The 23,780-nt window shown below is 69.0% G+C and carries 29 protein-coding genes and 1 pseudogene; 10 read left to right on the top strand and 20 right to left on the bottom strand.

The window, feature by feature from the left end:
• Nucleotides 1-323 precede the first annotated feature (323 nt).
• From GC106_RS21425 to GC106_RS21415, 3 genes are all read right to left on the bottom strand, one after another.
• Complete coding sequence (locus GC106_RS21425; RefSeq protein ID WP_173133483.1) at nt 324-1,709, bottom strand: glycine--tRNA ligase; 1,386 nt, start codon at nt 1,707-1,709, stop codon at nt 324-326.
• Between the two features lie 332 nt (nt 1,710-2,041).
• Entirely contained in the window at nt 2,042-2,197 is a 156-nt protein-coding gene (locus GC106_RS21420) for a hypothetical protein (protein ID WP_173133481.1), read from the bottom strand.
• A gap of 509 nt (nt 2,198-2,706) precedes the next feature.
• Nucleotides 2,707-3,081: an antibiotic biosynthesis monooxygenase family protein gene (locus GC106_RS21415; RefSeq protein WP_173133478.1), complete on the bottom strand. Its 375-nt coding sequence runs from the start codon at nt 3,079-3,081 to the stop codon at nt 2,707-2,709.
• Between the two features lie 68 nt (nt 3,082-3,149).
• Between GC106_RS21415 and GC106_RS21410 the strand changes: the two genes are divergently transcribed.
• From GC106_RS21410 to GC106_RS21400, 3 genes are all read left to right on the top strand, one after another.
• The gene (locus GC106_RS21410) at nt 3,150-3,425 is read left to right on the top strand and encodes a hypothetical protein (protein ID WP_312872769.1); all 276 of its coding nucleotides are present in this window, start codon (nt 3,150-3,152) and stop codon (nt 3,423-3,425) included.
• Nucleotides 3,426-3,495: 70 nt separating this feature from the next.
• Entirely contained in the window at nt 3,496-3,876 is a 381-nt protein-coding gene (locus tag GC106_RS21405; RefSeq protein WP_173133476.1) for an ArsR/SmtB family transcription factor, read from the top strand.
• A complete protein-coding gene (locus GC106_RS21400) occupies nt 3,876-4,292 on the top strand; it encodes a Fur family transcriptional regulator (RefSeq protein WP_173133474.1) in 417 nt (138 codons plus the stop codon). The genes GC106_RS21405 and GC106_RS21400 overlap by 1 nt, the downstream gene beginning before the upstream one ends.
• 51 nt (nt 4,293-4,343) lie before the next feature.
• Here GC106_RS21400 and GC106_RS21395 read toward each other — a convergent pair whose 3' ends face one another.
• The 12 genes from GC106_RS21395 to GC106_RS21340 all read right to left on the bottom strand — a co-directional run bounded on the left by GC106_RS21395 (nt 4,344) and on the right by GC106_RS21340 (nt 13,373).
• Complete coding sequence (locus GC106_RS21395; RefSeq protein ID WP_173133471.1) at nt 4,344-5,081, bottom strand: TIGR03943 family putative permease subunit; 738 nt, start codon at nt 5,079-5,081, stop codon at nt 4,344-4,346.
• Nucleotides 5,081-6,100 carry a permease gene (locus GC106_RS21390; protein ID WP_173133468.1) on the bottom strand — a complete coding sequence of 340 codons (1,020 nt, stop codon included), beginning with the start codon at nt 6,098-6,100 and terminating at the stop codon, nt 5,081-5,083. Before GC106_RS21390 ends, GC106_RS21395 begins: the two co-directional genes overlap by 1 nt.
• Complete coding sequence (locus GC106_RS21385; RefSeq protein WP_173133465.1) at nt 6,097-6,516, bottom strand: YbjN domain-containing protein; 420 nt, start codon at nt 6,514-6,516, stop codon at nt 6,097-6,099. Before GC106_RS21385 ends, GC106_RS21390 begins: the two co-directional genes overlap by 4 nt.
• The gene (locus GC106_RS21380; RefSeq protein ID WP_173133462.1) at nt 6,513-7,340 is read right to left on the bottom strand and encodes an isoprenyl transferase; all 828 of its coding nucleotides are present in this window, start codon (nt 7,338-7,340) and stop codon (nt 6,513-6,515) included. Before GC106_RS21380 ends, GC106_RS21385 begins: the two co-directional genes overlap by 4 nt.
• A gap of 129 nt (nt 7,341-7,469) precedes the next feature.
• Nucleotides 7,470-8,207 carry a DNA repair protein RecO gene (gene recO, locus GC106_RS21375; protein ID WP_173133459.1) on the bottom strand — a complete coding sequence of 246 codons (738 nt, stop codon included), beginning with the start codon at nt 8,205-8,207 and terminating at the stop codon, nt 7,470-7,472.
• Between the two features lie 27 nt (nt 8,208-8,234).
• The gene (locus GC106_RS21370) at nt 8,235-8,669 is read right to left on the bottom strand and encodes an RDD family protein (protein ID WP_173133456.1); all 435 of its coding nucleotides are present in this window, start codon (nt 8,667-8,669) and stop codon (nt 8,235-8,237) included.
• Nucleotides 8,669-9,568 carry a GTPase Era gene (era, locus tag GC106_RS21365; RefSeq protein ID WP_173133627.1) on the bottom strand — a complete coding sequence of 300 codons (900 nt, stop codon included), beginning with the start codon at nt 9,566-9,568 and terminating at the stop codon, nt 8,669-8,671. The genes GC106_RS21370 and era overlap by 1 nt, the downstream gene beginning before the upstream one ends.
• Before the next feature lie 20 nt (nt 9,569-9,588).
• Nucleotides 9,589-9,912 (bottom strand): cytidine deaminase-like protein, encoded by a 324-nt coding sequence (locus GC106_RS21360; RefSeq protein ID WP_173133453.1) that lies wholly within the window; start codon nt 9,910-9,912, stop codon nt 9,589-9,591.
• Entirely contained in the window at nt 9,905-11,221 is a 1,317-nt protein-coding gene (locus tag GC106_RS21355) for a hemolysin family protein (protein ID WP_173133450.1), read from the bottom strand. Before GC106_RS21355 ends, GC106_RS21360 begins: the two co-directional genes overlap by 8 nt.
• Nucleotides 11,222-11,233: 12 nt before the next feature.
• Complete coding sequence (gene ybeY, locus GC106_RS21350; RefSeq protein ID WP_173133447.1) at nt 11,234-11,782, bottom strand: rRNA maturation RNase YbeY; 549 nt, start codon at nt 11,780-11,782, stop codon at nt 11,234-11,236.
• 10 nt (nt 11,783-11,792) lie between these two features.
• Complete coding sequence (locus tag GC106_RS21345) at nt 11,793-12,842, bottom strand: PhoH family protein (RefSeq protein WP_312872768.1); 1,050 nt, start codon at nt 12,840-12,842, stop codon at nt 11,793-11,795.
• Between the two features lie 180 nt (nt 12,843-13,022).
• A complete protein-coding gene (locus tag GC106_RS21340; protein ID WP_173133441.1) occupies nt 13,023-13,373 on the bottom strand; it encodes a histidine triad nucleotide-binding protein in 351 nt (116 codons plus the stop codon).
• 520 nt (nt 13,374-13,893) lie between these two features.
• Between GC106_RS21340 and GC106_RS21335 the strand changes: the two genes are divergently transcribed.
• Both GC106_RS21335 and GC106_RS49370 read left to right on the top strand, forming a co-directional pair.
• Complete coding sequence (locus GC106_RS21335; protein ID WP_246366416.1) at nt 13,894-14,520, top strand: hypothetical protein; 627 nt, start codon at nt 13,894-13,896, stop codon at nt 14,518-14,520.
• Nucleotides 14,423-14,704 carry an alpha/beta hydrolase gene (locus tag GC106_RS49370; protein WP_173133438.1) on the top strand — a complete coding sequence of 94 codons (282 nt, stop codon included), beginning with the start codon at nt 14,423-14,425 and terminating at the stop codon, nt 14,702-14,704. Before GC106_RS21335 ends, GC106_RS49370 begins: the two co-directional genes overlap by 98 nt.
• 21 nt (nt 14,705-14,725) lie before the next feature.
• Here GC106_RS49370 and GC106_RS21325 read toward each other — a convergent pair whose 3' ends face one another.
• From GC106_RS21325 to hrcA, 3 genes are all read right to left on the bottom strand, one after another.
• Nucleotides 14,726-15,466, bottom strand: a complete 741-nt coding sequence (locus GC106_RS21325; protein WP_173133436.1) for a 16S rRNA (uracil(1498)-N(3))-methyltransferase — start codon at nt 15,464-15,466, stop codon at nt 14,726-14,728.
• 9 nt (nt 15,467-15,475) lie between these two features.
• A complete protein-coding gene (gene dnaJ, locus GC106_RS21320) occupies nt 15,476-16,627 on the bottom strand; it encodes a molecular chaperone DnaJ (protein ID WP_173133624.1) in 1,152 nt (383 codons plus the stop codon).
• Nucleotides 16,628-16,709: 82 nt separating this feature from the next.
• The gene (gene hrcA / locus GC106_RS21315; protein ID WP_173133433.1) at nt 16,710-17,732 is read right to left on the bottom strand and encodes a heat-inducible transcriptional repressor HrcA; all 1,023 of its coding nucleotides are present in this window, start codon (nt 17,730-17,732) and stop codon (nt 16,710-16,712) included.
• Between the two features lie 244 nt (nt 17,733-17,976).
• On the opposite strand from hrcA, the gene GC106_RS21310 reads away from it, so the two are divergent.
• The 5 genes and pseudogenes from GC106_RS21310 to GC106_RS49365 all read left to right on the top strand — a co-directional run bounded on the left by GC106_RS21310 (nt 17,977) and on the right by GC106_RS49365 (nt 21,771).
• Nucleotides 17,977-18,657, top strand: coding sequence for a hypothetical protein (locus GC106_RS21310; protein ID WP_173133430.1), 681 nt, complete (start codon nt 17,977-17,979; stop codon nt 18,655-18,657).
• Between the two features lie 95 nt (nt 18,658-18,752).
• A complete protein-coding gene (locus tag GC106_RS21305; protein WP_173133427.1) occupies nt 18,753-19,853 on the top strand; it encodes a helix-turn-helix domain-containing protein in 1,101 nt (366 codons plus the stop codon).
• Nucleotides 19,854-20,122: 269 nt separating this feature from the next.
• Nucleotides 20,123-20,886: pseudogene (locus GC106_RS21300) on the top strand (SDR family oxidoreductase).
• Entirely contained in the window at nt 20,864-21,235 is a 372-nt protein-coding gene (locus tag GC106_RS21295; RefSeq protein ID WP_173133424.1) for a helix-turn-helix domain-containing protein, read from the top strand. The pseudogene GC106_RS21300 and the gene GC106_RS21295 overlap by 23 nt, the downstream one beginning before the upstream one ends.
• A gap of 41 nt (nt 21,236-21,276) precedes the next feature.
• Nucleotides 21,277-21,771, top strand: coding sequence for a permease-like cell division protein FtsX (locus GC106_RS49365; RefSeq protein ID WP_173133421.1), 495 nt, complete (start codon nt 21,277-21,279; stop codon nt 21,769-21,771).
• Here GC106_RS49365 and GC106_RS21285 read toward each other — a convergent pair.
• The gene (locus tag GC106_RS21285; protein WP_173133418.1) at nt 21,761-22,174 is read right to left on the bottom strand and encodes an Hsp20/alpha crystallin family protein; all 414 of its coding nucleotides are present in this window, start codon (nt 22,172-22,174) and stop codon (nt 21,761-21,763) included. The genes GC106_RS49365 and GC106_RS21285 overlap by 11 nt on opposite strands.
• 80 nt (nt 22,175-22,254) lie before the next feature.
• Nucleotides 22,255-23,766 carry an FAD-dependent monooxygenase gene (locus GC106_RS21280; RefSeq protein WP_312872767.1) on the bottom strand — a complete coding sequence of 504 codons (1,512 nt, stop codon included), beginning with the start codon at nt 23,764-23,766 and terminating at the stop codon, nt 22,255-22,257.
• Nucleotides 23,767-23,780 lie beyond the last annotated feature (14 nt).

The following is a 23,780-nucleotide window of genomic DNA, read 5'->3' as shown; positions in this document are numbered from 1 at the left end:
GTGACCAGTTCGGACCGTGTCCCGACCGCGGCCCGGGCAGGCGCCTCCCGCACACCGTCCGGAGTCCGGCAACGCCCGGAAAGGAGTGATCACTGAGACCCTGAGGTCGATCAGGAACAACGCTTGACGGCTCTCGCAGCCGCACCTCGGACCTTCCCACGGCGACGACAGGTGGAGCCGGACAGCCGATGGGATGCGAAGGGTGACGGCCGGGAATGCGACGTGGCGGCGCGCACCCGGACCTCCCCGATACCCCCTCGTGAGTACTCGCTGGCTGAGTACTCACGAGGGGCCGGGAAAGCCACAGCCGTCGAACAGGCTGCTCAGCAGCCCGGCAACTGAGCGGCCAGGTAGGCCTCGAGCTTGTCGATCGAGATTCGCTCCTGGGTCATGCTGTCCCGTTCCCGGACGGTGACGGCTTGGTCGTTGAGCGAGTCGAAGTCGACCGTGACACAGAAGGGAGTACCGATCTCGTCCTGGCGACGGTAGCGACGGCCGATCGCGCCGGCGTCATCGAAGTCCGTGTTCCAGTTGCGGCGCAACGTCGAGGCGACATCGCGCGCCTTCGGCGAGAGGTCCGCGTTACGGGAAAGGGGAAGCACCGCGACCTTCACCGGCGCGAGCCGGCGGTCGAGCCGCAGCACAGTCCGCTTGTCCACGCCGCCCTTGGCGTTGGGTGCCTCGTCCTCGTGGTAGGCGTCCAGCATGAACGCCATCAGCGAGCGGCCGACACCGGCGGCCGGTTCGATCACGTACGGGCGGTAGCGGGAGTCCGTGGTCTGGTCGAAGTAGGACAGGTCCACACCGGAATGGGTGGAGTGCGTCGTCAGGTCGAAGTCCGTCCGGTTGGCGATGCCTTCCAGCTCGCCCCACTCACCGCTGGCCAGGCCGTAGCGGTATTCGATGTCCACAGTCCTCTTGGAGTAGTGGGACAACTTCTCCTTGGGGTGTTCGTAGAGACGGAGGTTGTCCGGGTTGATGCCCAAGTCGACGTACCAGCGCATGCGCTCGTCGATCCAGGTCTGGTGCCACTCTTCATCGGTGCCGGGCTCGACGAAGAACTCCATCTCCATCTGCTCGAACTCGCGGGTGCGGAAGATGAAGTTACCGGGCGTGATCTCGTTGCGGAACGACTTGCCCATCTGGCCGATGCCGAACGGCGGCTTGCGGCGGGAGGTGGTCTGCACGTTCAGGTAGTTCACGAAGATGCCCTGCGCGGTCTCGGGGCGCAGGTAGGCCATGCCCTCGGCGGTCTCGACCGGGCCGAGGAAGGTCTTGAGCATCATGTTGAACGCGCGCGGCTCGGTGTACTGGCCGCGGGTGCCACAGTTGGGGCACGGCACGTCGGACAGGTCGGCTTCGTCGGTCGGCTTGCCGGACCGCTGCTCGTACTCCTCGGCCAGCTGGTCGGCACGGAAGCGCTTGTGGCAGCTCAGGCACTCCACGAGCGGGTCGGTGAAGACCTTCTCGTGGCCGGAGGCGACCCACACCTCACGGGGCAGGATCACCGAGGAGTCGATGCCGACGACGTCCTCACGGCCCTGGACGACGGCCTTCCACCACTGGCGCTTGATGTTCTCCTTGAGCTCGACACCGAGCGGCCCGTAGTCCCAAGCTGACCTCGTGCCACCGTAGATCTCCCCGGACGGGTAGACGAAGCCACGGCGCTTGCAAAGGCTGACGATGGTATCTATCCGATCGGCGGGCACGAACACTCCATATGCAGGTACACGGGGAAAAGCTCGGGGAGTGCCAGGGTAGCCGCCTGTCACCGGCCACCACGAGGGGATTCCCCTATCACTCCATTGGCTTGATCGTCACGGATCCGAGTTGTGATGCACGGATACGAATACGACCATTCAGTAGGAAGGATACCGCCGAAGGGACCAACCATGACCACGGTCGCGCACCAGCAGGCCGAAGCCCACCGCCACACCCATGGCCCAAGTTGCGGACACGAGGCGATCGTGCACGCCGACCACGTGGACTACCTGCACGACGGTCACGTGCACCGGGAGCACGTGACCGACCGCGGAGTGCACTACGACGAGTGCGACGCCTGCACCTGTCCGCATTGCTCGGACTCTTGTGCGGTGTGTTCCTGCTCGGACTGCGCCTGCCCGACGTGCAACCACGCGGCCTGCTCGTGCGGGTCTTGTGCGGACTCGTGCGCGAACTGCACGTGCGCAGACTGCACCTGCCCCACCTGCGCACACGCAGCGTGATTAACGCCTCCGCCAGGCCGCACACCGCACAACCGAACAGCACCCGAAGACGCCCGCCCGGCGATCTCGGCCACGGCACTAACCCGATCGTCAGTGCCCTGAGCTCGCCACGGCACTGGCCCAACCAGGGGGTCTTCGCCCGACGGCTCTCATTCCTGCGCGCTCGCCCGGGACAAACCGACGTCCCGGGCCGGATGAGGCTGTGACGAGCGCGCCCTCCCAGGTCGCCGAAGCCACATCGGCCCAGCTCACGGAGGTGGTGGCGGGGGCGGGGCGGGCCCAAGGGGCCAGACGGAGAGGGGTATGGGGCGCGGCGCGGTGACGGCGCGACGGGGGGCGATAGGGGCGACGGGGCAACAGGCGCGACGCGGTGATGACGCAGCACGGTGATGGCATGGCAGGGGTGGGTAGGCGCGGGCAGGTAATGGGCGCGACGGGATGGCAGGAACAGGCCGAAGAGACCGAAGGAGGCCGGTGAGGGTCAGGCGCGAGGAGTGGCGGGGCCGCTGGCGTCGCGGGGCCCTGCGGTGCCCGCATCGGCGGCGACCACACTGACTCGCTGGTCCACGGCGCCGTCGGTGCCGGTTGCCAGGATTTCGTAGGCCGACGCGTCTCCGCGGGACAGGAAGGGGATCACGTGCTCGCGGACGTCGAAGGGCGACATCGCTCGGCGGTAGGCGACCACGGACGTGAACTCGACTGTCAGTGCCCAGCGGTCGGGTTCGTCGGCGGAGCGGCCGAGGACTGCGCGGACGCAGCCGGGCTGGGCCGTCAACAGCTCCACCGCTCTGGTGGCTTGGGCCGTGAATCCGGCCGAGTCCGTGTCCGGCACGGTGAAACCGCAGACCAACAGCACGCGCTTGCGCCTCTCTGCACGACACTACGATGCGACGACACGGTATCGCCGAGCCGAGGAGGCACGCCGTGCGAGGCAGAAGGAACATGCGGGCGCCGCTGATCTCCGGGGACGGGCCGCTGGCCCGGGTGCGGCCGATCGCGGTCTTCGTCGTGGTCATCGGGATTTTCGCCGCTGGTGTGCTGGTCGGCGGCGTGCTCGGTGCCGCTTTGCTCGGGGTGCTCGTGGTGGGCGTCGGGGTGCTGCTGGCCACCACGTGGTCCGTACTCAGCGTCAACGAACGGTTGCTGCGGGTGCTTGTTCTCGGCATTCTCGTCGCCGTTGCGATCGCTCAGCTGCGCTGAACACGACTACCGAATTCATTAGCGACTAGACTTGAGTCACCAGGGTGCACCCTAGTCAGTGAGGTGGCTGATGTTCGAGGAGTCGACCACAGACGTGAGCGTTGACCCGGCCACCAGCGAGCATTCGCCGGGCCGGACGTCCACAGAACCCGCGCCCGCACGCGCCCCGGCGACGCTGACGGCCGCGGGTGATCTGCTGCGTGCGTTGGCCGCGCCGGTGCGGATCTCGATCGTCCTGCAGCTGCGCGAGTCGGACCGGTGTGTGCACGAACTGGTCGACGCTCTGGGCGTGGCCCAGCCTCTGATCAGCCAGCATCTGCGGGTGCTCAAGTCCGCGGGGGTCGTGCACGGCGAGCGGCACGGCCGGGAGGTGGTCTACCGGCTGGTCGATGAGCATCTCTCGCATATCGTGGTGGACGCGGTCACCCATGTGGAGGAGGCTCACAATTGATGACGATCAACCGCACGCCGCCGGCCACGGCCCGGCGCTCGACCAAGCAGCGCGCCGCGGTCGCCGAACTCCTCAACGACCTCGACGACTTCAGGTCCGCTCAGGACCTGCACGAGGAACTGCGCAAACGTGGTGAGGGCATCGGGCTGACGACGGTCTACCGGACGTTGCAGTCCCTGGCGGACGCGGGCGAGGTCGACGTGCTGCGCACGGACACCGGCGAGGCCATCTACCGCCGGTGCTCCAGCCACCACCACCATCACCTGGTGTGCCGGGTGTGCGGCCGCACCGTCGAGGTCGAAGGACCCGCGGTGGAGAAGTGGGCCGACCGGGTCGCCGAGGAGAACGGGTTCTCCGAGGTCAGCCACACCGTCGAGATCTTCGGCACGTGCGCGGAGTGCACCAAGTCGAACTGAGGCACGGCTCGGCTGGGGCGCCGCGTGCGGGACGCGGCGCCATGACACGGGTCAGTACTCGTAGGGGTCCGGTGGCTCCGGGACCGACTGGATGTCCGCCAGCGTCACCGTCGGCACGTGGCGGGATTCCGTCGTCGACGAACCAGGCTGGTAGCGCACGACCGCCTTCACCCACGTGTCGCTGACAAGCGTGCCCAGCCCGGGACCGTCGAGCTTCACCTTCACCGGATACGCGTCGGCCGCGCAGCAACCGATGGCCAGGCGTGCCAGGTACGTCGAGTCGTCCTTGTGCACGATGAACCCGGTCAGCCGGACGTTGCGGTCGTTCAGCGAGCCGGACTTGTCCCACGCCGCGCGTTCGACGAAGTCCATCACGCGCTGGTCGATGACGTCACCGGCGGGCAGTGCCGGGAAGCTGAAGTCCTGACTGGACGACGGCGGCGGTGGCGTCCGGCCCGCCGCGCGGTTGACGGCGTCCTCGCCGAGGGCTGGTGGCGCCAGGAAGACCGCCAGGACAGGCAGGATCAGCAACCACGTGCTGTGCGACTGGAAGCCGCCGTGGCTGTGACCGTGGTCGTCGACTTCGGCCACCACCTGTTCGGGCCGCCGGGCCGCGATGATGTCGCGGGTGATCGACACGAAGGCCAGCACGACCATGATCGCGCCCGCGCCGATCAGCCAGGCCTGCTGACCGGGCTTGACGTAGCGCAGGTACGTGCCGTTCAAGGCGATTTTCAGCAGCGCGCCGCCGAGCAGCACGAGCAGGATGTTCTGCGTCTCACGCTTCATCACACACCCACCAGATATCCCGCCGCCAGCGCGCAGGCGATCGCCACCAGGAACGTCGCCGGCGCGAACCGGAACGCGAACGACTTGCCGAACGTGCCCGCCTGCAGGGCGACCAGCTTGACGTCCACCGCCGGGCCGACCACCAGGAACACCAGTCGCGGCAACAGCGGCAGCATCGACAGCGACGCGGCCACGAACGCGTCCGCCTCACTGCAGATCGCCAGGATCACCGCGAGCAACGCCATCACGATCACGCTCAGAACGATCTGCTCGCTCAGGCTGTCCAGCCACGACGCGGGCACCACCACGCCCAGGATCGCCGCGGTCAGGCCACCGATCACCAGGAACCCGCCGGAGTCAACCAGGTCGTGCCGGGCCGTCTCGACGAAGGTCAGCCAACGCGAACGGCCGTCGCGGTCGGGGATGCGCCGCAACGCGCGCTCCGCCATCCACTCCAGCTTGCCGAAACGGGCCCACAGCCACCCCATCACGATGGCCGTGGCCAACGAGCCGAAGAACCGGCCTGCCACCATCTCCGGATTGCCGGGGAACGCCACAGCCGTCGCGACCAGAACGATCGGGTTGACCGCGGGTGCGGCGAGCAGGAACGCCAGCGCGACCGACGGGGCCACGCCTTGCTGCATCAGCCGCCGCGACACAGGCACGGACGCGCATTCGCAGCCGGGCAGGGCCACACCGGCGACGCCCGCGACCGGCACGGCCAGCGCTTGCCTGCGCGGCAGGACTTTCCGCAACGCGCTGGCGGGGATGAACGCCGCGATCGCGCCGCTGATGAGCACGCCGAGCACGAGGAACGGGATCGCCTGTACGCATACCGCGACGAATCTCGTCGCCGCGGTGCGGATCAGTTCGGAGCCGAGCAGGCTCGCCAGCGAGTCCTGGAACACCACCGCGACCACGAGCAGGACGCAGAGGATCTCCAGTGATCCGATCGGCAGCCGCCGTCTGGGTTTGGGATGGTGATGCGTGTCTTCTTGGTCCGCCGCGACTGTGGTCACCGTTGCGATCCCGCCAGTAGGTCCGTCCGGAACTGGGACGCACCGGACACGACCAGCATGAACAACGTGCCCAGTGCGTTGACGTCAAGACCCTCCGCGGGGAACGTGTAGCGCAGGGTCACGTCGATGCCGTGATCAGTGTGCACGACCGCCGCCGTGCCGAACAGAGCTTCTCCGCCCCTGTCGGCGACCGACGTCACGACCTCCGGGGAATCCGGCAGATCCCACGCCACCACGCACTGCACGCTCAGCACGTTGAGGCCTTCCGCCAGCTGCATCGCCTGCACGGCGCAGGGTACGTCGCCGTGCCGGAAGGTCAGCGTGCCGTCGTCGTCGATGAAGATCTCGTGGTACAGCTCCAGCGCCTCACGGGCCCTGGTCAACAGCGCGGCCGTGCGCGCGGCCTCGCTCGTCACGTCGTCTCCTTGGCGGCTTCGGCCGCGTCGATGGCTGCGTCGATGGCACTGCCGAAGCGACGGTCGCGGTTGGCGTACGCCTCGCAGGCGCGCCAGAGGTCACGGCGGTCGAAGTCGGGCCAGAGGATGTCCTGGAACACCATCTCGGCGTAGGCGGCCTGCCACAGCATGAAGTTCGAGGTGCGCTGCTCACCCGACGGCCGGATGAACAGGTCCACCTCGGGCATCTCGGGCTGGTACAGGTACTTGGCGATGGTCCGCTCGTCCACCCGGTCCGGGTTGATCTTGCCGGCCGCGGCGAGCTTGGCGATCTCCCTGGCGGCGTCCGCGATCTCGGCCCGGCCGCCGTAGTTGACGCACATGGTCAGGTTGAGCACGTCGTTGTCCTTGGTGCGCTCGTCGGCGATCTTGAGCTCGTTGACCACGCTGCGCCACAGCTTGGGCAGCCGGCCGGCCCACCGCACGTGCACGCCCAGCGCGTCGAGCTCGTCGACGCGGCGGTGGATGACGTCGCGGTTGAAGTTCATCAGGAAGCGGACCTCGTCGGGGCTGCGCTTCCAGTTCTCGGTGGAGAACGCGTACACCGAGAGCCACTTCACGCCGATCTCGATGCAGCCCTTGACCACGTCGAGGACGACCTCCTCGCCTCGCTTGTGGCCTTCGGTGCGAGGCAGGCCGCGCTGGTTGGCCCACCGCCCGTTGCCGTCCATGACGATGGCGACGTGGGCGGGCACCTGGTCGAGCACGGGCGGCTTGGCGCCGGACGGATGCGGATCCGGCGGACGGAACTCAGGCCGCTCGCGGTCGCGGCGTCGGCGAAGCAACGGTACTGCTCCTTCAAGATGCGAACTGGCAAAGATGCGAACAACACTGGCACCAACAAGGTACTCACTCGCCGGCGCACCCTCCGATCGACCGGGCCCGGCCGCGGCCAGGGGTTCTCGCCGGAGCGGCTACTGGCTGCGGCGTTCCACCAGGGGCAGGGACCGCAGCTGGCGTTCCAGGTGCCACTGCAGATGGGCCGCCACGAGCCCGCTGGCTTCCCGGCGGGTGGCGGGTGTGGAGAGGTCCGCGGTGTCCCACACGCCGTGCATGAGGGCGTCCATCAGGACGAGGGTGTCGCGTGCGGGGCTGGCCGAGCCAGGCGGGCGGCAGGTGGGGCACACCGCGCCCCCGGCGGGCACGCTGAAGGCCTGGTGCGGCCCGGGGGCGCCGCATTTGGCGCACTCGAACACGGCCGGGGCCCAGCCCGCGAAGGCCATCGCGCGCATCAGGAAGGCGTCGAGCAGCAGGGACGGGTCGCGCTCGCCCGCTGACAGGGCTCGTAAACACCCGGCGACGAGCATGTAGAGCCGCATCACCGGCTCGCCCTCTTCGGCCGACAGGCGTTCGGCTGTCTCCAGGACCGCGCAGCCCGCGGTGTAGCGCTGGTAGTCGTCCACCAGGCGCGGGGCGAACGCGTCGATGGTCTCGACCTGGGTGATCACGTCCAGCGTCCGGCCGGTGTAGCACTGCACGTCGACGTGGCAGAACGGCTCGAGGCGCGCACCGAACCGCGAGGTCGTCCGGCGCACTCCCTTGGCCACCGCGCGCAGCTTGCCGTGGCGGCGCGTGATCAGGGTGATGATCCGGTCGGCTTCACCGAGTTTCTGCACACGCAGCACAACGCCGGTGTCGCGGTACAGGGTCACCCGGCGATTATCGCACCTACCAGGGCGTCATTCGGCAATGACGAGGGTTCCGGCCACACGGTCGTGCCAGCCGCGGTGTGTGCGTTCGTCGAACAGCGCCGTCACGGCGGGCACCAGGCTGAGGGGCACACCGAGAACCGCTCGGACGAACGCCCGCGATAAGCCGGGCGGCGCCCCTGTGTCCGTCCGCACGACCCTGACCCGGGCTATGCGCTTTCCCGGTGTGGCACCGGTCCTCATGGTCAGCAGGGTGTCGTAGGGCACCATGCCGAGCACGACGGTCCCGATCACGGCCAGGAGATTGTCCGGGCTGACGACGCTGAGCACGACGTACACCGGCAGGAACACGATCAGGACGTCGACCAGCCGCGCGGCGATCCGGCCGCCGGGCGTGGCCAACGCCACTTCGCCGCGCCCGCCGGCCTCGGCCGTCCGCACGTCGAGCCGGTGCCGCCCGAGCATCAGAAACCCAGCCGGCGCAACTGTTTCGGATCGCGCTGCCAGTCCTTGGCGACCTTCACGTGCAGGTCCAGGAACACCTTGGCGCCCAGCAGCGCCTCGATCTGGGTCCGCGCCGCGGTACCGACCTTCTTGAGCCGTTCGCCCTTGTGCCCGAGGATGATGCCCTTCTGGCTCGGGCGTTCCACGTACAGCTCGGCGTACACGTCGATCAGGTCGTCCCGGCCCTCCCGGAACGCCATCTCCTCCACCACGACGGCGATCGAGTGCGGCAGTTCGTCCCGCACGCCCTCCAGCGCGGCCTCCCGGACCAGCTCGGCGACCAGCGTGACCTCGGGTTCGTCGGTCAGCTCGCCTTCCGGGTACAGCGGCGGTCCGTCGGGCAGCTGCGCCACCAGCAGATCGCTGAGCTGGCCCACCTGGAAACCGTCCACCGCCGACACCGGGATGATCTCGGCGAACTCCATCAGCGACTGCGCGGCCACCAGCTGCTCGGCGATCTGCGCGGGGCTCGCCAGGTCGGTCTTGGTGACCACGCCGACCACCGGGGTCCGCTTGGACACTTTGGCCAGCTGCTGGGCGATGAACCGGTCGCCGGGCCCGATCCGCTGGTCCGCGGGCAGGCAGAAGCCGATCACGTCCACTTCGGACCACGTGGACATGACCAGGTCGTTGAGCCGCTGGCCGAGCAGCGTGCGCGGCCGGTGCAGCCCCGGCGTGTCCACAATGACCAGTTGGGCGTCCGGCCGGTGCACGATGCCCCGGATGGCGTGCCGGGTGGTCTGCGGCTTGCTCGAGGTGATCGCGACCTTGGTGCCGACCAGCGCGTTGGTCAGGGTGGACTTGCCCGCGTTGGGGCGACCCACGAAGCACGCGAAACCTGACCGGTGGCCGTCGGGAATGTTCACCGGTCCATTCTCGCCTACGGCAGTTCGCCCTTGGTATTGGCACGCAACACCGGCGCGGTCGGCGCCAGATCGTGCACCGCGGCGAGCGAATCGGCGTCCACGGAGTCCGCTTCGGTCACGACAGCGGCCGCCTCAAGACCGTCGGCGCCACTGGCCACGGCGGCGGCGACAGCGGCCTGCAACGCGGTCAGTTTCAAGGAGGGCAACGAGACCGTGCACGCGGCGTACGTCCGGCCCATCGTGTCGCGCACCGCGGCGCCCTCGGCGGCGCCGGTCCGAGCCCGCGCCGACCGCGCCAGCGTGATGATCTTGCTGTCCTCCGGGTCGAGCTCAGCCACGCTCGCCGCTCCTTTCCTTCACCGGTACGTCGTCCAGCGACTTGGCCGAACGGCACACCACCACGGTCGTGATACGCATCCGGCCACGATTGTCCTTGCCGCCCTCCGCGCGCATCCGCAGCCCGGCGACCTCGGCCTCGGCGCCCGGCAGCGGCACCCGCCCGAGGCTCTGCGCCAGCAGGCCGCCGACGGTCTCCACGTCCAGGTCGTCGAACTCGGCGCCGAACAACTCGCCGAGGTCCTCGACGGGCAACCGGGAACTGACGCGGACAGCGCCGTCCTCGAGGTGCTCGATCGGCGGGCGGTCGTCGGTGTCGGACTCGTCGGTGATCTCGCCGACGATCTCCTCGATGATGTCCTCGATGGTCAGCAGGCCCGCGGTGCCGCCGTACTCGTCGACCGCGATCGCCATGTGGTTGCGCGACAACTGCATCTCCTTGAGCAGGTCGTCGAGGCGCTTGGTGTCCGGCACGAACTCGGCGGACCGCATCAGGTCCTGGACCTGGCGGGTCATGTCACCGCCGTCGAGCACTCCCTGGACCAGGTCCTTGAGGTTCACCACGCCGACGATGTCGTCGACGGTCTCGCCGATCACCGGCAGCCGGGTGAACCCGGTGCGCAGCGACAGCGCAAGCGCTTGCCGCACGGACTTCGACTGCTCGATCCAGATGATCTCGGTGCGCGGCACCATCACCTCACGCGCGATGGTCGCCCGCAGCTCGAAGACCGAGTGGATCATCTCCCGCTCGTCCTCGTCCACCACGCCGCGCTCCTGCGCCAGGTCGACCAGTTCCCGCAGTTCCACCTCGGACGAGAACGGACCCTCCCGGAAACCACGACCCGGCGTGATCGCGTTACCGATCACGATCAGCAGACGGCTCAACGGCCCGAGCACCAGGCCGAGCGCACGCACAGGCGCCGCGGCGACGAGACTCACGGTGTACGGGTGCTGACGGCCCAGGGTCCGGGGACCGACACCGACCAGCACGTACGACACGACGACCATGCCCACGCCCGCGATGAGCACGGCCAGACCGTCCGGCTGGATCAGGTTCAGGCACGCGACCGTCAACAACACCGTCGCGACGAGCTCGCACGTCAACCGCAGCAGCAGCAACAGGTTCACGTGCCGTGGCCGGTCGGCCACGACGTACAGCAACTGACGCGCACCCGCCCGCCCGGCCCGGGCCAGCCCTTCGACACGGGCCCGGGAGACCGCGCTGAGCGCCGCGTCGGCCGCGGCGAACAAACCCGCGAACAGCACCAGTAACACCGCGACTACGAGCAGCGTGGCGGAGTTCGACGTCACCGCGGCCTCGATTCAGTTATGGGGACGTTTCGGCTCGTCCAGCCCCACCGCGCCGAGCACCTTGTCGTCGGCGCTGCGCTGGACGGCCAGCCGCCTGGCCTCGGCTCTGGCCACCCGGAAGTCGGCGAGGATCCGGTTCTGCAGGGAGAACATCTCCCGCTCCTCGGCCGGCTCGGCGTGGTCGTAGCCGAGCAGGTGCAGCACGCCGTGCACGGTCAGCAGGTGCAGCTCGTCCAGCAGGCTGTGACCGGCCTTGCGGGCCTGGTCCTTGGCGAACGCCGGGCACAGCACGATGTCGCCGAGCAGCGCCGGACCGGCCTCGGAGGCGTCCGGGCGGCGCACGGAGTCCAGTTCGTCCTGCGGGAAGGCCATCACGTCGGTCGGGCCCGGCAGGTCCATCCACCGCTCGTGCAGGTCGGCCATCACGTCCAGGTCGACCAGCATGACCGACAGCTCGGCCAGCCTGCTCACGCCCATCCGGTCCAGGGCGAACCGGGCGGCGGCGACGATCGACGCCTCGTCGACCGCCACGCCGGATTCGTTGGCTATCTCGATGCTCACTGCGGAAACCTCATCGACCCCGGCGGTGGTCACTGCCGGTGCGTGGCTTGCGGATCTCGGCCTGGTCGTCGACCGCCTGCCAGCGCTCGTAGGCGTCCACGATGTCCGCGACCAGCTTGTGGCGGACCACGTCCGCGCTGGTCAGCGTGGAGAAGTGGACGTCTTCGACGCCGTCGAGGATCTCCCGGACCACTTTCAGGCCGCTGCGCTGCCCGCCGGGCAGGTCGACCTGGGTCACGTCACCGGTCACCACGATCTTGGACGAGAAGCCGAGCCGGGTCAGGAACATCTTCATCTGTTCCGGCGTGGTGTTCTGCGCCTCGTCCAGGATGATGAACGCGTCGTTGAGCGTGCGGCCACGCATGTACGCCAGCGGCGCGACCTCGATCGTGCCCGCCTGCGTCAGCCGCGGGATCGACTCCGGGTCGACCATGTCGTGCAGCGCGTCGTACAGCGGCCGCAGGTACGGGTCGATCTTCTCGTAGAGGGTGCCGGGCAGGTAGCCCAGCCGCTCCCCCGCCTCGACCGCCGGCCGGGTCAGGATGATCCGGTTGACCTGCTTGGCCTGCAGCGCCTGCACGGCCTTGGCCATCGCCAGGTACGTCTTGCCGGTACCGGCCGGGCCGATGCCGAACACGACGGTGTGCTTGTCGATCGCGTCGACGTAGTGCTTCTGGTTGAGCGTCTTCGGCCGGATGGTGCGGCCGCGCCGGGACAGGATGTCCAGGCTGAGCACCTCGGCGGGTGACTCGGCGGTGCCCGCGGACAGCATCGCGATCGAGCGGCGCACCGCGTCGACGGTCAACGGCTGGCCGCTGCCCGCGAGGGTGGACAGCTCGGCGAAGACCCGCTCGCCGAACGCCACGTCGGCGGGCGCGCCGGACAAGGTGACCTCGTTGCCGCGGACGTGCACGTCCGCGGCGAGCAGTTCCTCGACCATGCGGAGGTTCTCGTCACGCGAGCCGAGCAGCGACAACAACGTCGCGTCGGGCACGGAGAACCTGGACTGCGCCGTGTGGGCGGGCTGGTCCGAGGAGTCGGCGGACGCGTTCGGGTCCACCTGAGATGAGCCGTTCTTCCCGGTGAGGGGAGTCTCGGATGATCGGGCGGCTCCACCCGGTGCGGTACCGGCCACGAGGCCTCTGGCCTGCTTTCTGCGCTGACGCGCCCTGCTAGTCGTTCGGTGCTGACAAGAGACGATGCTAGCCGGACGCACCGGCAAGTCGCAGCGAATACCTGTTCACGGGGCGCCGAAGTGACCCAGCTGCTCGCCGCCGAGCAGGTGCATGTGCACGTGGAAAACGGTCTGGCCGGCGTCCCGGCCGGTGTTGAACACCAGCCGGTAGCCCGGCTCGGCCAGGCCCTCCTGCTCGGCGATCCGGCCGGCGGCGAGCGTCACGTCCGCCAGCAGCGCGGGCTCGTTCTTGGCGAGGTCCACCGCGTCGCTGTAATGCGCCCTCGGCACGATCAGGATGTGTGTCTTCGCCTGCGGGTGCAGATCGCGGAACGCGAAAGTGGTCTCGGTCTCGTGAACAACGGTGGAAGGCAATTCACCGGCGACGATCCGGCAGAACAAGCACTCGGAGTTCATGCGCGAATGCTAATGGGCACGCTCGGGCGGTTTTCACGGAGCACGTCCACTGCAGTGGACACCGGCCTCGAAAAACTGCTAGTCAAAGCACCAGTGGCACGCTGGAAAACGAGGAGCACGCCTCGTGGGGGTTTGGGGGGCTCGGCCCCCCGACATAATCGGCGAAGCTGAAAGGCCCAGACGCGGCGGGCAACACAACCGGGAGCGCGAAGCGCGAGCGAGTTGGACGCTCCGCTGCGGCTGGGCATACGCCCGCCGCAGCGGAGCTCCGCCGGACCGAGGGGGGAGGTGTCCGGCGGCTTCTCTGACGCCCTCGCAGACGTCAAGTCGGTGTCGGTGCCCAGGTGGGCACCAAGGCCTCGGCCTTCGAGGCAGAGCGTAGACCGTCCATCACCAAGTGCGCCACCAGGTCGAGAAAATTGATCTTTCCCGATGGACGGCAACCTCCCTCAGTGTACGCGCGTCCAGTGGCTCGGGGCGTTCGCTCCGTGTTCCCCTCGCCAAGGACGGATGCCTGCCTGTGCGCAAGACTGCTGGGGGTGTCGTGGCCCGTTTCGCCGTAATGGCGAGCGCGGCCGCGGCTGTCTGTTCCGGGGCCGTGTTACCCGTCGCCGCTGCCCAAGAAGCAGCGGCACCGGCGCTGACCTGGTCGGACTGCGATGACGGATTCCAGTGTTCGACGGTTTCGGTGCCGCTGGACTACGACAATCCGTTCGGGACGCGCATCGACCTCGCGGTGATCAAGCTGCCCGTGACCGATCAGGCGAAACGGATCGGCACACTGTTCGTGAACTTCGGCGGGCCCGGCGCGGGCGGGTTGCAGCGCCTTCGAGAACGGGCCAAATGGCCATGGTTGTGCTCCGGCGAGCTGAAGTCGCGGTTCGACCTCGTCTCGTGGGATCCCCGAGGCATCGCCGGCAGCGCGGCCGTGCGGTGCTTCGACACACTCGCCGAGCAGCAGGCGTTCTTCGGCGATTTCCCCGAAATGCCGGTCACCCCCGCGGGGGAGGCGCCGTTCTACGACAAGTCCAAGGAGCTGGCGTACCGCTGTGAGCAGAAGGCGGGCCCGATCCTGCGGCACGCCTCCACCGCGAACACCGCACGGGACATGCTCCGGCGAGCGGCCGGCGAGGAGAAGATCAACTAACACGGGATCTCCTCCGGCCACGGAGCTCGCCAGGGCAAGGGTTTTCCTGACCGAGGGCTACGGCCACTCCACCATGCTGGCGCCGAGCACGTGCACCGAGCAGGTCAAGCGGGACTACCTGATCTCGGGGAAGTTCCCTGAGGCGGGCAACGTCTGCAAGCTAGACGCGAACCCGTTCGGCTGACACCTCGCGGCATCAGCACGGTCATGACCAGCGCGCGGTGAGCGCGCCGATGGCTCCGAGAGCCACGGCCGCCGCCGTCGAGGCGCGCAGGACGCTCGGCCCAAGCCGGACGGTCTGCGCGCCCGCGCTTTCCAGCACCGCGATCTCCTCGTCGCTGACGCCGCCCTCCGGCCCGACGACGATCACGATGTCCCCTTGCGCGGGCAGGGAAACGTCCGCCAGCCGGCGCTGGGCGGAACCTTCGAGGACCAGGCCGAGCGCGCCGTCCATCAGGTCCACCAGACCCTTGGTGCCGACCGGATCGAGCACCTCCGGCACCCACGCGCGACGAGCCTGCTTCGCGGCTTCCCGTACCGTGTTCCGCCAGCGCGCCAACGCTTTCTCGCCGCGCGGGCCGTCGTCCCACTTGGCCACGCAGCGTGCCGCGCGCCAGGGAACGATCGCGTCGGCGCCCGCCTCCGTGGCCAGTTCCACCGCCAGCTCACCGCGATCGCCCTTGACCAACGCCTGCGCGATGACCACGCGCGGCTGCGGCGCGGGCACGCCGGATCGTTCGGTCACCCGCAGCCGCAACGAATCCCGGCCGGCCGGGCCGTCGACGACACACGTCGCCAAGCCGCCCGCGCCGTCCGACAGCGTCAGGATTTCGCCTTCGCGCAAGCGTTTCACCGTCGCCGCGTGCCGTCCTTCAGGGCCGTCCAGGACGATGTCCGGCCCGTTCGGGAGCGCGTCGACGAGAAACAGCGGTGGTGTGCTGCTCACCGGGGATCCTTACCGGGAACGGTGTGACCGCATCCGGGAGAAGAACCCGCCGCCCTTGCCGTTCGTCGTGGCCAGGCCGCCTTCGTCCTCACCACGCAGCGTCGCCAGTTCCCGCAACAGCTCCTGCTGCCGCGCGTCCAGGCGCGTCGGCACCTCCACGTCCACATGCACATGCAGGTCACCCCGGCCGTCGACCCGGCCCGACTGGCGCAGCTTCGGCATGCCCCGGCCGCTCAGCACAAGCTCGGCGCCGTGCTGGATGCCGGGTTCGAGCTCCAGCTCCTCGACGCCGTCGAGCGTCTCCAGCGGGAGCACGGCACCGAGCGCGGCCGTGGTCATCGGGACGCGCAACGTGCAGTGCAGGTCCGCGCCGGACCGCTCGAACGTCTGGTGGGGCTGTTCCTCGACCTCGACGTACAGGTCACCGGCCGGGCCGCCGCCAGGACCGACCTCGCCCTGGCCGGACAACCGCACGCGCATGCCGTCCGCGACACCCGGCGGCACCTTGGCCACGATCGTGCGGCGCGACCGGACACGGCCGTCGCCCGCGCACTGGCGGCACGGGTCCGGGATGACCTCGCCGAGGCCACGGCACACCGGGCACGGCCGTGCGGTGACGACCTGACCGAGGAACGACCGCTGCACGGCCTGGATCTCGCCGCGTCCGCCACACGTCTCGCACACCTCGGGCGACGTGCCCTCGGCACACCCCGAACCGCGGCACAGCTCGCAGAGGATGGCGGTGTCCACCGTCAGCTCACGGCTCACGCCGGTGAGGCACTCCTCAAGGGTCAGCCGCATCCGGATCAGCGCGTCCGCGCCCGGCTGGACACGGCTGCGCGGCCCGCGCGTGCCGCCACCGGCCGCGCCGAAGAAGGCGTCCATGATGTCGCCGAGACCGAACCCGGCGAACGGGTCCCGCATACCGCCGCCCGCGGCGGCGTTCTCCAGCGGGTCGCCGCCCATGTCGACGATCTTGCGCTTCTGTGGGTCGGACAGCACCTCGTAGGCGGCTGTCACCTCCTTGAACCGCTGCTGCGCCGCCTCATCCGGGTTGACGTCCGGGTGCAGCTCACGCGCCAGCTTGCGGTACGCGCGCTTGATCTCGTCGGCACCCGCATTGCGCTGCACGCCCAGGATGCCGTAGTAGTCCCTGGCCACCTTCGTCATGTCCTCCTGCCGCAGTGCGGTCCGCGGTGTGACACCGCACCCGGCTCTGCCCCGTCTTGAATCGACTTGTGGTTCATCGAGCTGTCAGAATCTCCCCGACGTAGTTGGCAACCGCGCGGACGGCCGCGATAGTTCCCGGATAGTCCATCCGCGTGGGACCGACGACGCCCATCCCACCGAGCAGTTCCGTGCCGCCGTAGCCGATGGAGACGACGGAAGTGCTGCGCATCTCCTCGGCCTCGTTCTCGCCGCCGATGTGCACCGTCAGTGTGCCCGCGTCGCGCGCCGAGGCGAGCAACTTGAGGATGACGACCTGCTCCTCGAGTGCTTCCAGCACCTGGCGCAGCGACCCTGGGAAGTCTGCCACGTTGCGTGTCAGGTTGGCCGTGCCGCCGAGCACCAGCCGCTCCTCGGGGTGCTCGACCAGGGACTCCACCAGCACCGAGCCGACCCGCGTCATCACGTCCCGCAGCTCGTTGGGCGAGCTGTCGATCAGCTCGGCGACCTTGGCCGCCGCGTCGGTCAGCCGCTGGCCGGCCAGCGCGGAGTTGATGCTGGTGCGCATCCTGGCCAGCGATTCGTCGGTGATCACGTCGCCGAGGTCGACCATCCGCTGGTCCACCCGGCCGGTGTCGGTGATCATCACCAGCATCAGCCTGGCCGGTGTGATCAGCACCAGCTCGATGTGCCGGACCGTGGACCTGGTCAGCGTGGGGTACTGCACGACGGCGACCTGCCTGGTCAGCTGGGCGAGCAGCCGTACGCTGCGGCGCAGCACGTCGTCCAGGTCGACCGCGCCTTCCAGGAACGTGCCGATCGCCCGGCGCTCGGCCGTGGACAGCGGCTTGGCCTCGGAGAGCCGGTCGACGAACAGGCGGTAGCCCTTGTCTGTCGGGATGCGGCCCGCGCTGGTGTGCGGCTGCATGATGTAGCCGTCCTCCTCCAGCGAGGCCATGTCGTTGCGGACCGTCGCGCTGGAAACACCCAGGTTGTGCCGGTCGACGATCGCCTTGGAGGCCACCGGCTCGTGGTTGGACACGTAGTCGGCGACGATGGCCCGTAACACTTCGAAACGACGCTCGTCCGCGTTCACCACTGCCCTCCCCGCTCGACCCTGACATTGCTCACCTCAAGTTTACGGAGCCACCCGCCGGGTGTGCGCCACCACTTGGTGCCGAGTGCCCGGAGCACGTCTTCCCGGCGGGCCGGGGCGGCGTGTTCAGGGCCTGGGCCACGGCGACACGCCCGGCGACCGCCCCTCCCCGGCGGTGACATGATCGCGTGTGAAAATCAAGCAGGGGCAGCACGGCGGCCACGAGGACTCAAGTGAGGAGGGTGTGGTGACGGGCAACGATCCGGCGCACGTCGAGCGGCTGGCGGCCTTGCTCCGGCCGGTGGACCTGCTCGACTTCGTCACACACATCTGCCAGTGGCTGCAGGACGCGCACGACGCCGCGGCCGAGCTCCAGCCGTTGCGGAAGAACAACCACCGGGGCAACTGGAACAACAACACCAGCTTCGGCACCGACCGCTACGAGTACCTGCTGCGGACCGCGCAGTCGCTGGGTGTCGACCTCCCGGGGTTCGACGCCGATCCGGCGTTCCAGTCGGTGCTGCTCAAGCTGGACCACGTCGGGGTGTACCAGTTCAACGCGCCCGCGGGCCCGCACGGATCCCTGGGCGACATCAGCGACCTGCGGCGGGAGTTGCTGGCGCCCCGGGAGGACGAGGCGCTGATCGGCAGACGGGACGCCTGGCTCGACGGGCGGCAGCTGCTCCTGCTGCCGTGGGCGGGCACCGAGGAAGGCGGGCTGACCGACGCCTGGGCCGGACAGGGCACCCTCGTCGACGGGCACATCACGTGGGACTGGGTCGTCCGGTTGCAGGACATCGCGGCCACCGAGACCGGCAAGGCCAGTCCATGGCTGGGCAGTCCGTCGGGGCCGACCCTGTTCGACCAGTCGCCGCCGGAGATCCCGATCCGGCCACGGACGGAGCAGCGGCACGGATCCGCTGGGTGACGGGTCGCCCGGTTGGCGCCACTCTCCGTACTTGGACCACGATGTCACGCGTCCAGTGATGATCACCTGTCCGCCCACCCGACGGGAGCTCGACCGTGTACCCGGATGCCGCCGCGGCCGCCCAGGCGTTCGCGCCCGCCCGGCTGACGATGGCGCGGGAACTCGCCGGGTGGCGGAAACGGGACCTCGCCGAGGCGATCGACCGGACCGCGGCGGCGGTGTCGCAGTACGAGCTGGGCCAGTCGCGGCCGAGCGCCGGGACAGTGGCGCGGTGCGCCGAGGCCCTGGGGGTTCCGCCGTCGTTCTTCACGGTCGGCCGGCCGCAGCTGCACCTGGACACGGCACAGGCGCACTTCCGTTCACTGCGGGCGACGACGGCGGTGCAACGCCAGCAGGCGCTCGCCCATGTCGAGCTGCTGTGGGAGATCGTCGAACAACTGGACCGGGTGATCGAGCTCCCCGCGGTGGACGTCGGCATTCCGATGGGCATCCCGCACGGCGACCCTGCCACGACAGCACGCACGGTACGCAAGGCGTGGAGCGTGTACGCCGGGCCAACCGCGCACCTGGTCCGCAACCTCGAAGCGCGCGGGATCGTCACCACCCGCATTCCCATGCTGGACAGCGACACCATCGACGCCTTCTCGTCCGCACTGCACGGCCGGCCGGTCATCGCGTTGACGTACAAGGGAAATCCGATGCGTCAGCGGTTCTCGGTCGCGCACGAGCTGGGGCACCTGTTGCTGCATCCGGAACCGGAGCCCGGAAGCCCGCGGCACGAACGCGAGGCGAATCTGTTCGCCGCCGAGTTCCTCATGCCCGCCGACGAGATCCGGGACCAGTTGCCGTCACCCGCCGACATCGCCGCGCTCAAGGAACTCGCCGACGCCTACGGGGTCTCGACCGTCGCGCTGGCGTACCGGGGCAAGGATCTGGGCGTCTACAGCGAATCCACGCTGCGACGCGTGATGGCCGCGCTCACCAGGCTCGGCTGGCGCACGGACGAGCCGGTCAACTCCGGTTATCCGGGTGAGCAACCGGAACTGCTGCGACTGGCCATCGATCTGGCCGCCGCGAACGGCCTCACGTTGCCCGCCCTGGCCGAACGGCTCCACATTGGACTGCCTCGGTTGCGGATGTTGATCGGACTGACCGACGCACGGCCCAAACTCCGGCTGATCCACGGCGCGGGCTGATCTCACCTGTTCAGCGCCTCACAGCGGAGATCCGGGCGCCGTCCCCGACGACCACCCGAATGGACCAGTGGTCTAAACCTTCCCTGGGTTTGGCAGGTTTGTTAACGTTCGCCCTCGATCATCGGTTCACCGTCCCGGTCAACGCGCATTGGAGGAACCGTCGACGTGCGGTACTCGACCAGCCCGGCGGAGGCACGCGGGTTCGGCACCGCGGCGCCGCGCCGGAACCACCTGGCCGGGAACGACACCGGTTCCGTGGCGGACCCGCGATGAGTTACCTGGACAGCCTTTTCTCGCTGGCGGGCCGGACCGCACTGGTGACCGGGGCCCGCACCGGCATCGGCCGGGCGGTCGCGGTCGCCCTGGCCGGGGCCGGCGCGGATGTGGTGCTGCTCGGCCACGGCGGCGACTTCGGCCCCGTGCGGCGGGAGATCGAGGCGCACGGCCGTAGCTCCACTGTGGTCACTGTGGACCTGTCCGAGCCGGCGGACGTCTCCGCCAAGGCGCGGGAGATCCTGGCGGAGCACCGGATCGACATCCTGGTCAACAACGCGGGCATCATCCGGCGCTCGGCGGCGGCGGACCATTCCTATGAGGACTGGCGCGCGGTCATGTCGGTCAACCTCGACTCGGTCTTCGAGCTGACCAAGACGGTCGCCGCGCCGATGCTGCGGCGGCGCTCCGGCAAGGTCATCACCATCGCCTCCCTGCTCAGCTTCCAGGGCGGGATCAGGGTCGCCGCGTACACCGCGAGCAAGCACGCGGTCGCGGGGCTGACGAAGACGCTGGCCAACGAATGGGCAGCAAGCAACGTACAAGTCAACGCGATAGCCCCTGGCTACTTCGCGACGGACAACACCGCGGCGCTGCGCGCCGATCAGCGGCGCACGCGGAAATCGTGGGTCGTATCCCGATGGGCCGGTGGGGCTCCCCGGAGGATCTCGGCGGCGCCGCGGTGTTCCTGGCCGGTTCGGCTTCTGACTACGTAACTGGACACGTATTGGCGGTGGATGGTGGCTGGCTCGCTCGCTGAGAACCTGTACCGGGATGTCGTCCCGATCAGCAACGGGACCCCACAGGAGGCGTCCGTGCCCCCGGCCGGGAAGGAGAGGAAAAGCCACACCGGAACGCTGGAGCGCGGGCTGGCCGTGCTGGAGCACGTCGGGCTGCGCCAGGAGATCTCCACGAACGCGATCGCCACGCAACTGGGCCTGTCGCGCAGCGCGATCTACCGGATCGTGCACACGCTCAAGGAACTGAAGTACCTGGAGGCCGACGACGTCACCGGTCGCGTCCGGCTCGGCGCGCGCCTGGTCGAACTCGGCGCGCGGGCCATGTCGTCCGCCGATCCGCACAAGGCGCCGCCGCAGGCCGAATCCTGACCTGGACGACCGCCACACGCTGACTGCGTTACGGTCGAGATGTGAAGCCCCGCCTGCTCCTGTCGATCATCGCCGTGGTCGCGCTGGCCATCGCGGGCGCGGCGGTCATCATCCTGACCGCGAGACAGCCGCAGCGCACAGAGCCGCAGCCGTACGACTCCTTCGCGACCCGCGACCCGGCCCGGCCGCCGAACTGCCAGGACAGCATCGAGATCCTGTTCGACACCGACGCCGAGATGGAGCAGGCGTCGAACGACCTGGAGAACGACTCCCGGTTCCACTACGCCTCGTTCATGACCAAGGCGCAGAACTACGAGCGGTTCAAGCGCGCGTTCGCCGATCAGCCGGAGCTGCTCGCGCGGGCCCGGCCGGAGTCGATGCCCGCGGTGGCTACGCTGATGGTGTCCTACGCCGGTCAGACCGCCGATCTGGTCGAGAGCCTGCAACAGCGGTACGGGTCCGCCAAGGTGACGGTCCCGTGTGACATGCCGGCCAGCAGCACCCGGCCGGTCCCGGCCACCCGCACTACGCGGTGATCTCGATGCGGCGTGGCTTGGCCGCGTCCTTCTTGGCGACCGTGACGGTCAGCACGCCGTCGGCGAGCTTGGCCGCCACCTTGTCGGCGTCCAGGTCACGCGGCAGTGACAACCGGTAGGAGAACTTGCCGGTGCGGCGAGTGCGGTGCCGGAACAGGCCCACCTTCTCGCGCTCCTTGAGCTCACCGGTGACCGACAGGTCGGTGCCGGTCAGGTCGACGGTGACGTCCTCGCGCCGGACGCCCGGAACGTCGAGCTCGACGACGTAGCCGGTCTCGGTCTCGGTCACGTCCGCCAGGGGTGCCCATCCCTCCCGGTCGTACCGGCTCAGCTGCGTGAACAGGCTGTCGAACTCACGGAACGGGTCCCAGCGGTCCAGCGTACGAACAGCAGGCAGCGCCATGATCCTCAAACCTCCCATCACACCTTTCGGCCACCCTGGCCGAACACCGGTGTCAACGAGGTTGAGTCAAGCTTTGTTCCCTAACTTGAGCCTAATTCGCTCAACTTCAGGACGTCGTGAAGGCCGGCCGCGAGGTCTCCGTGGGCGTCCGGCGTGCGCCAGGCCACGAAGAAGTCCGGCCGCACCAGTACCGCACCCGACTCCGTCACTCCGTAGGCCTTCACCCAGTCGCCGCCTTCGAGCAAGTGAGCTGTCAGCCCAAGGGCCTCCGCTTGGGAAACCCAGGCCTGGGAGCCGGTCAGGACGACGAAGCCGCGGCCGAACAGGTCGATCGTCGAGGTCCCGTCCGGCAGCACGACGTGCGGAGCACGTGAGCCGGGACGCCCGGTCGGCGCGGCCTCCAGCAGTTCGCCCTCATCGCCGGGTTCGAGCACGACGGCGTCGCTGATCTGCCGATAGCCGAAGAACAGCATCGAGATCGGGTCGGCCATCGGCGTCAGCGTGCCGTCATCCAGGTCAGGACGCATCCGCTGGACATAGAAGGTGTACTGCTGTTCGGCGATGTACTGCGAGTACGGCCGCCGTTCGGGCGTGTGGCTGTCCAACAGCCCAGGACCTGCCTGACCACGGACCACCATCGCGAGTTTCCACGCCAGGCAGAACCCGTCCATGATCGCCGTGTTCCCGCCGAAGGCACCGGTCGGCGGCATCACCCTGGCCGCGTCGCCGACCAGGTGCACACGTCCCGAGCTGAACCGGTCCGCCACCCACTGCTTCATGTCGGTGTTGCCGCCGACTTCCACCAGCCGCACGTCCAGACCCGGAACACCGGCGGCGACCCGGATCGTCTCGATCCAGCGTTCGTCGGTGTACTCCCCCGCGCCGACCCCGAGCGAATACCGTCCCGGTTCGTCGGTGCTCACCAGCGTGCCACCGCCACCGGGCAGGTCAGGATTCCGCAGGTACACCAACGCGTTGCGCGGCAACATGGCCGACAGGTCCGCCTCGAAGATCGCGCCGACGCCGGTGCCGAGCACGCCCCGTCCGGTCACGCCGATGCCCAGCGCCTGACGGATCGGGCTGCGGTGGCCGTCCGCGCCGACCATGTACCCGGCTTGGACGGTCTCCTCACGTCCCGTCTCCAGGTCACGCAGCAACGCCGTGATTCCGTCCTGGTCCTGGGTGAACCCGACCAGTTCGGTGCGGAAGCGGATGGTGGCGCCGAGCTCACGGGCGCGGCCGGCGAGGATCGGCTCGAGTCGTTCCTGACTGGTGTTGGCCCAGCCCGCCGACGAGAACGCACTGAGGTCAGGACCTTCGCTGTCGACCAGGATCTCGGTGAAGACCGGCCCGGCGGCCGACGGGGCGACGATGATCCGGAATTCGAAGTCCGGCGGGGACGCGTCGATCACCCGCTGATCGACTCCCGCCAGCCGTAACACCTCCATGGTCTGCGGGAACTGCCCTCGCGCTTTGGGATGCAGCGACGTAGTGGCGTGCCGTTCGACAACCAGCGACTGCACACCGTGCAGCCCCAGGAACATCGCCGTCGACAGCCCGGACAAGCCCGCGCCAACCACCAACACGTCCACGATTCCTCCATAAC

Origin of the sequence: Kibdelosporangium persicum (genome assembly GCF_013280595.1) — a bacterium.
Taxonomy (GTDB): Bacteria; Actinomycetota; Actinomycetes; order Mycobacteriales; family Pseudonocardiaceae; genus Kibdelosporangium; species Kibdelosporangium persicum.
Note: the sequence above shows the minus strand (reverse complement) of the source record. Positions and strands in the feature narration are given on the sequence as shown.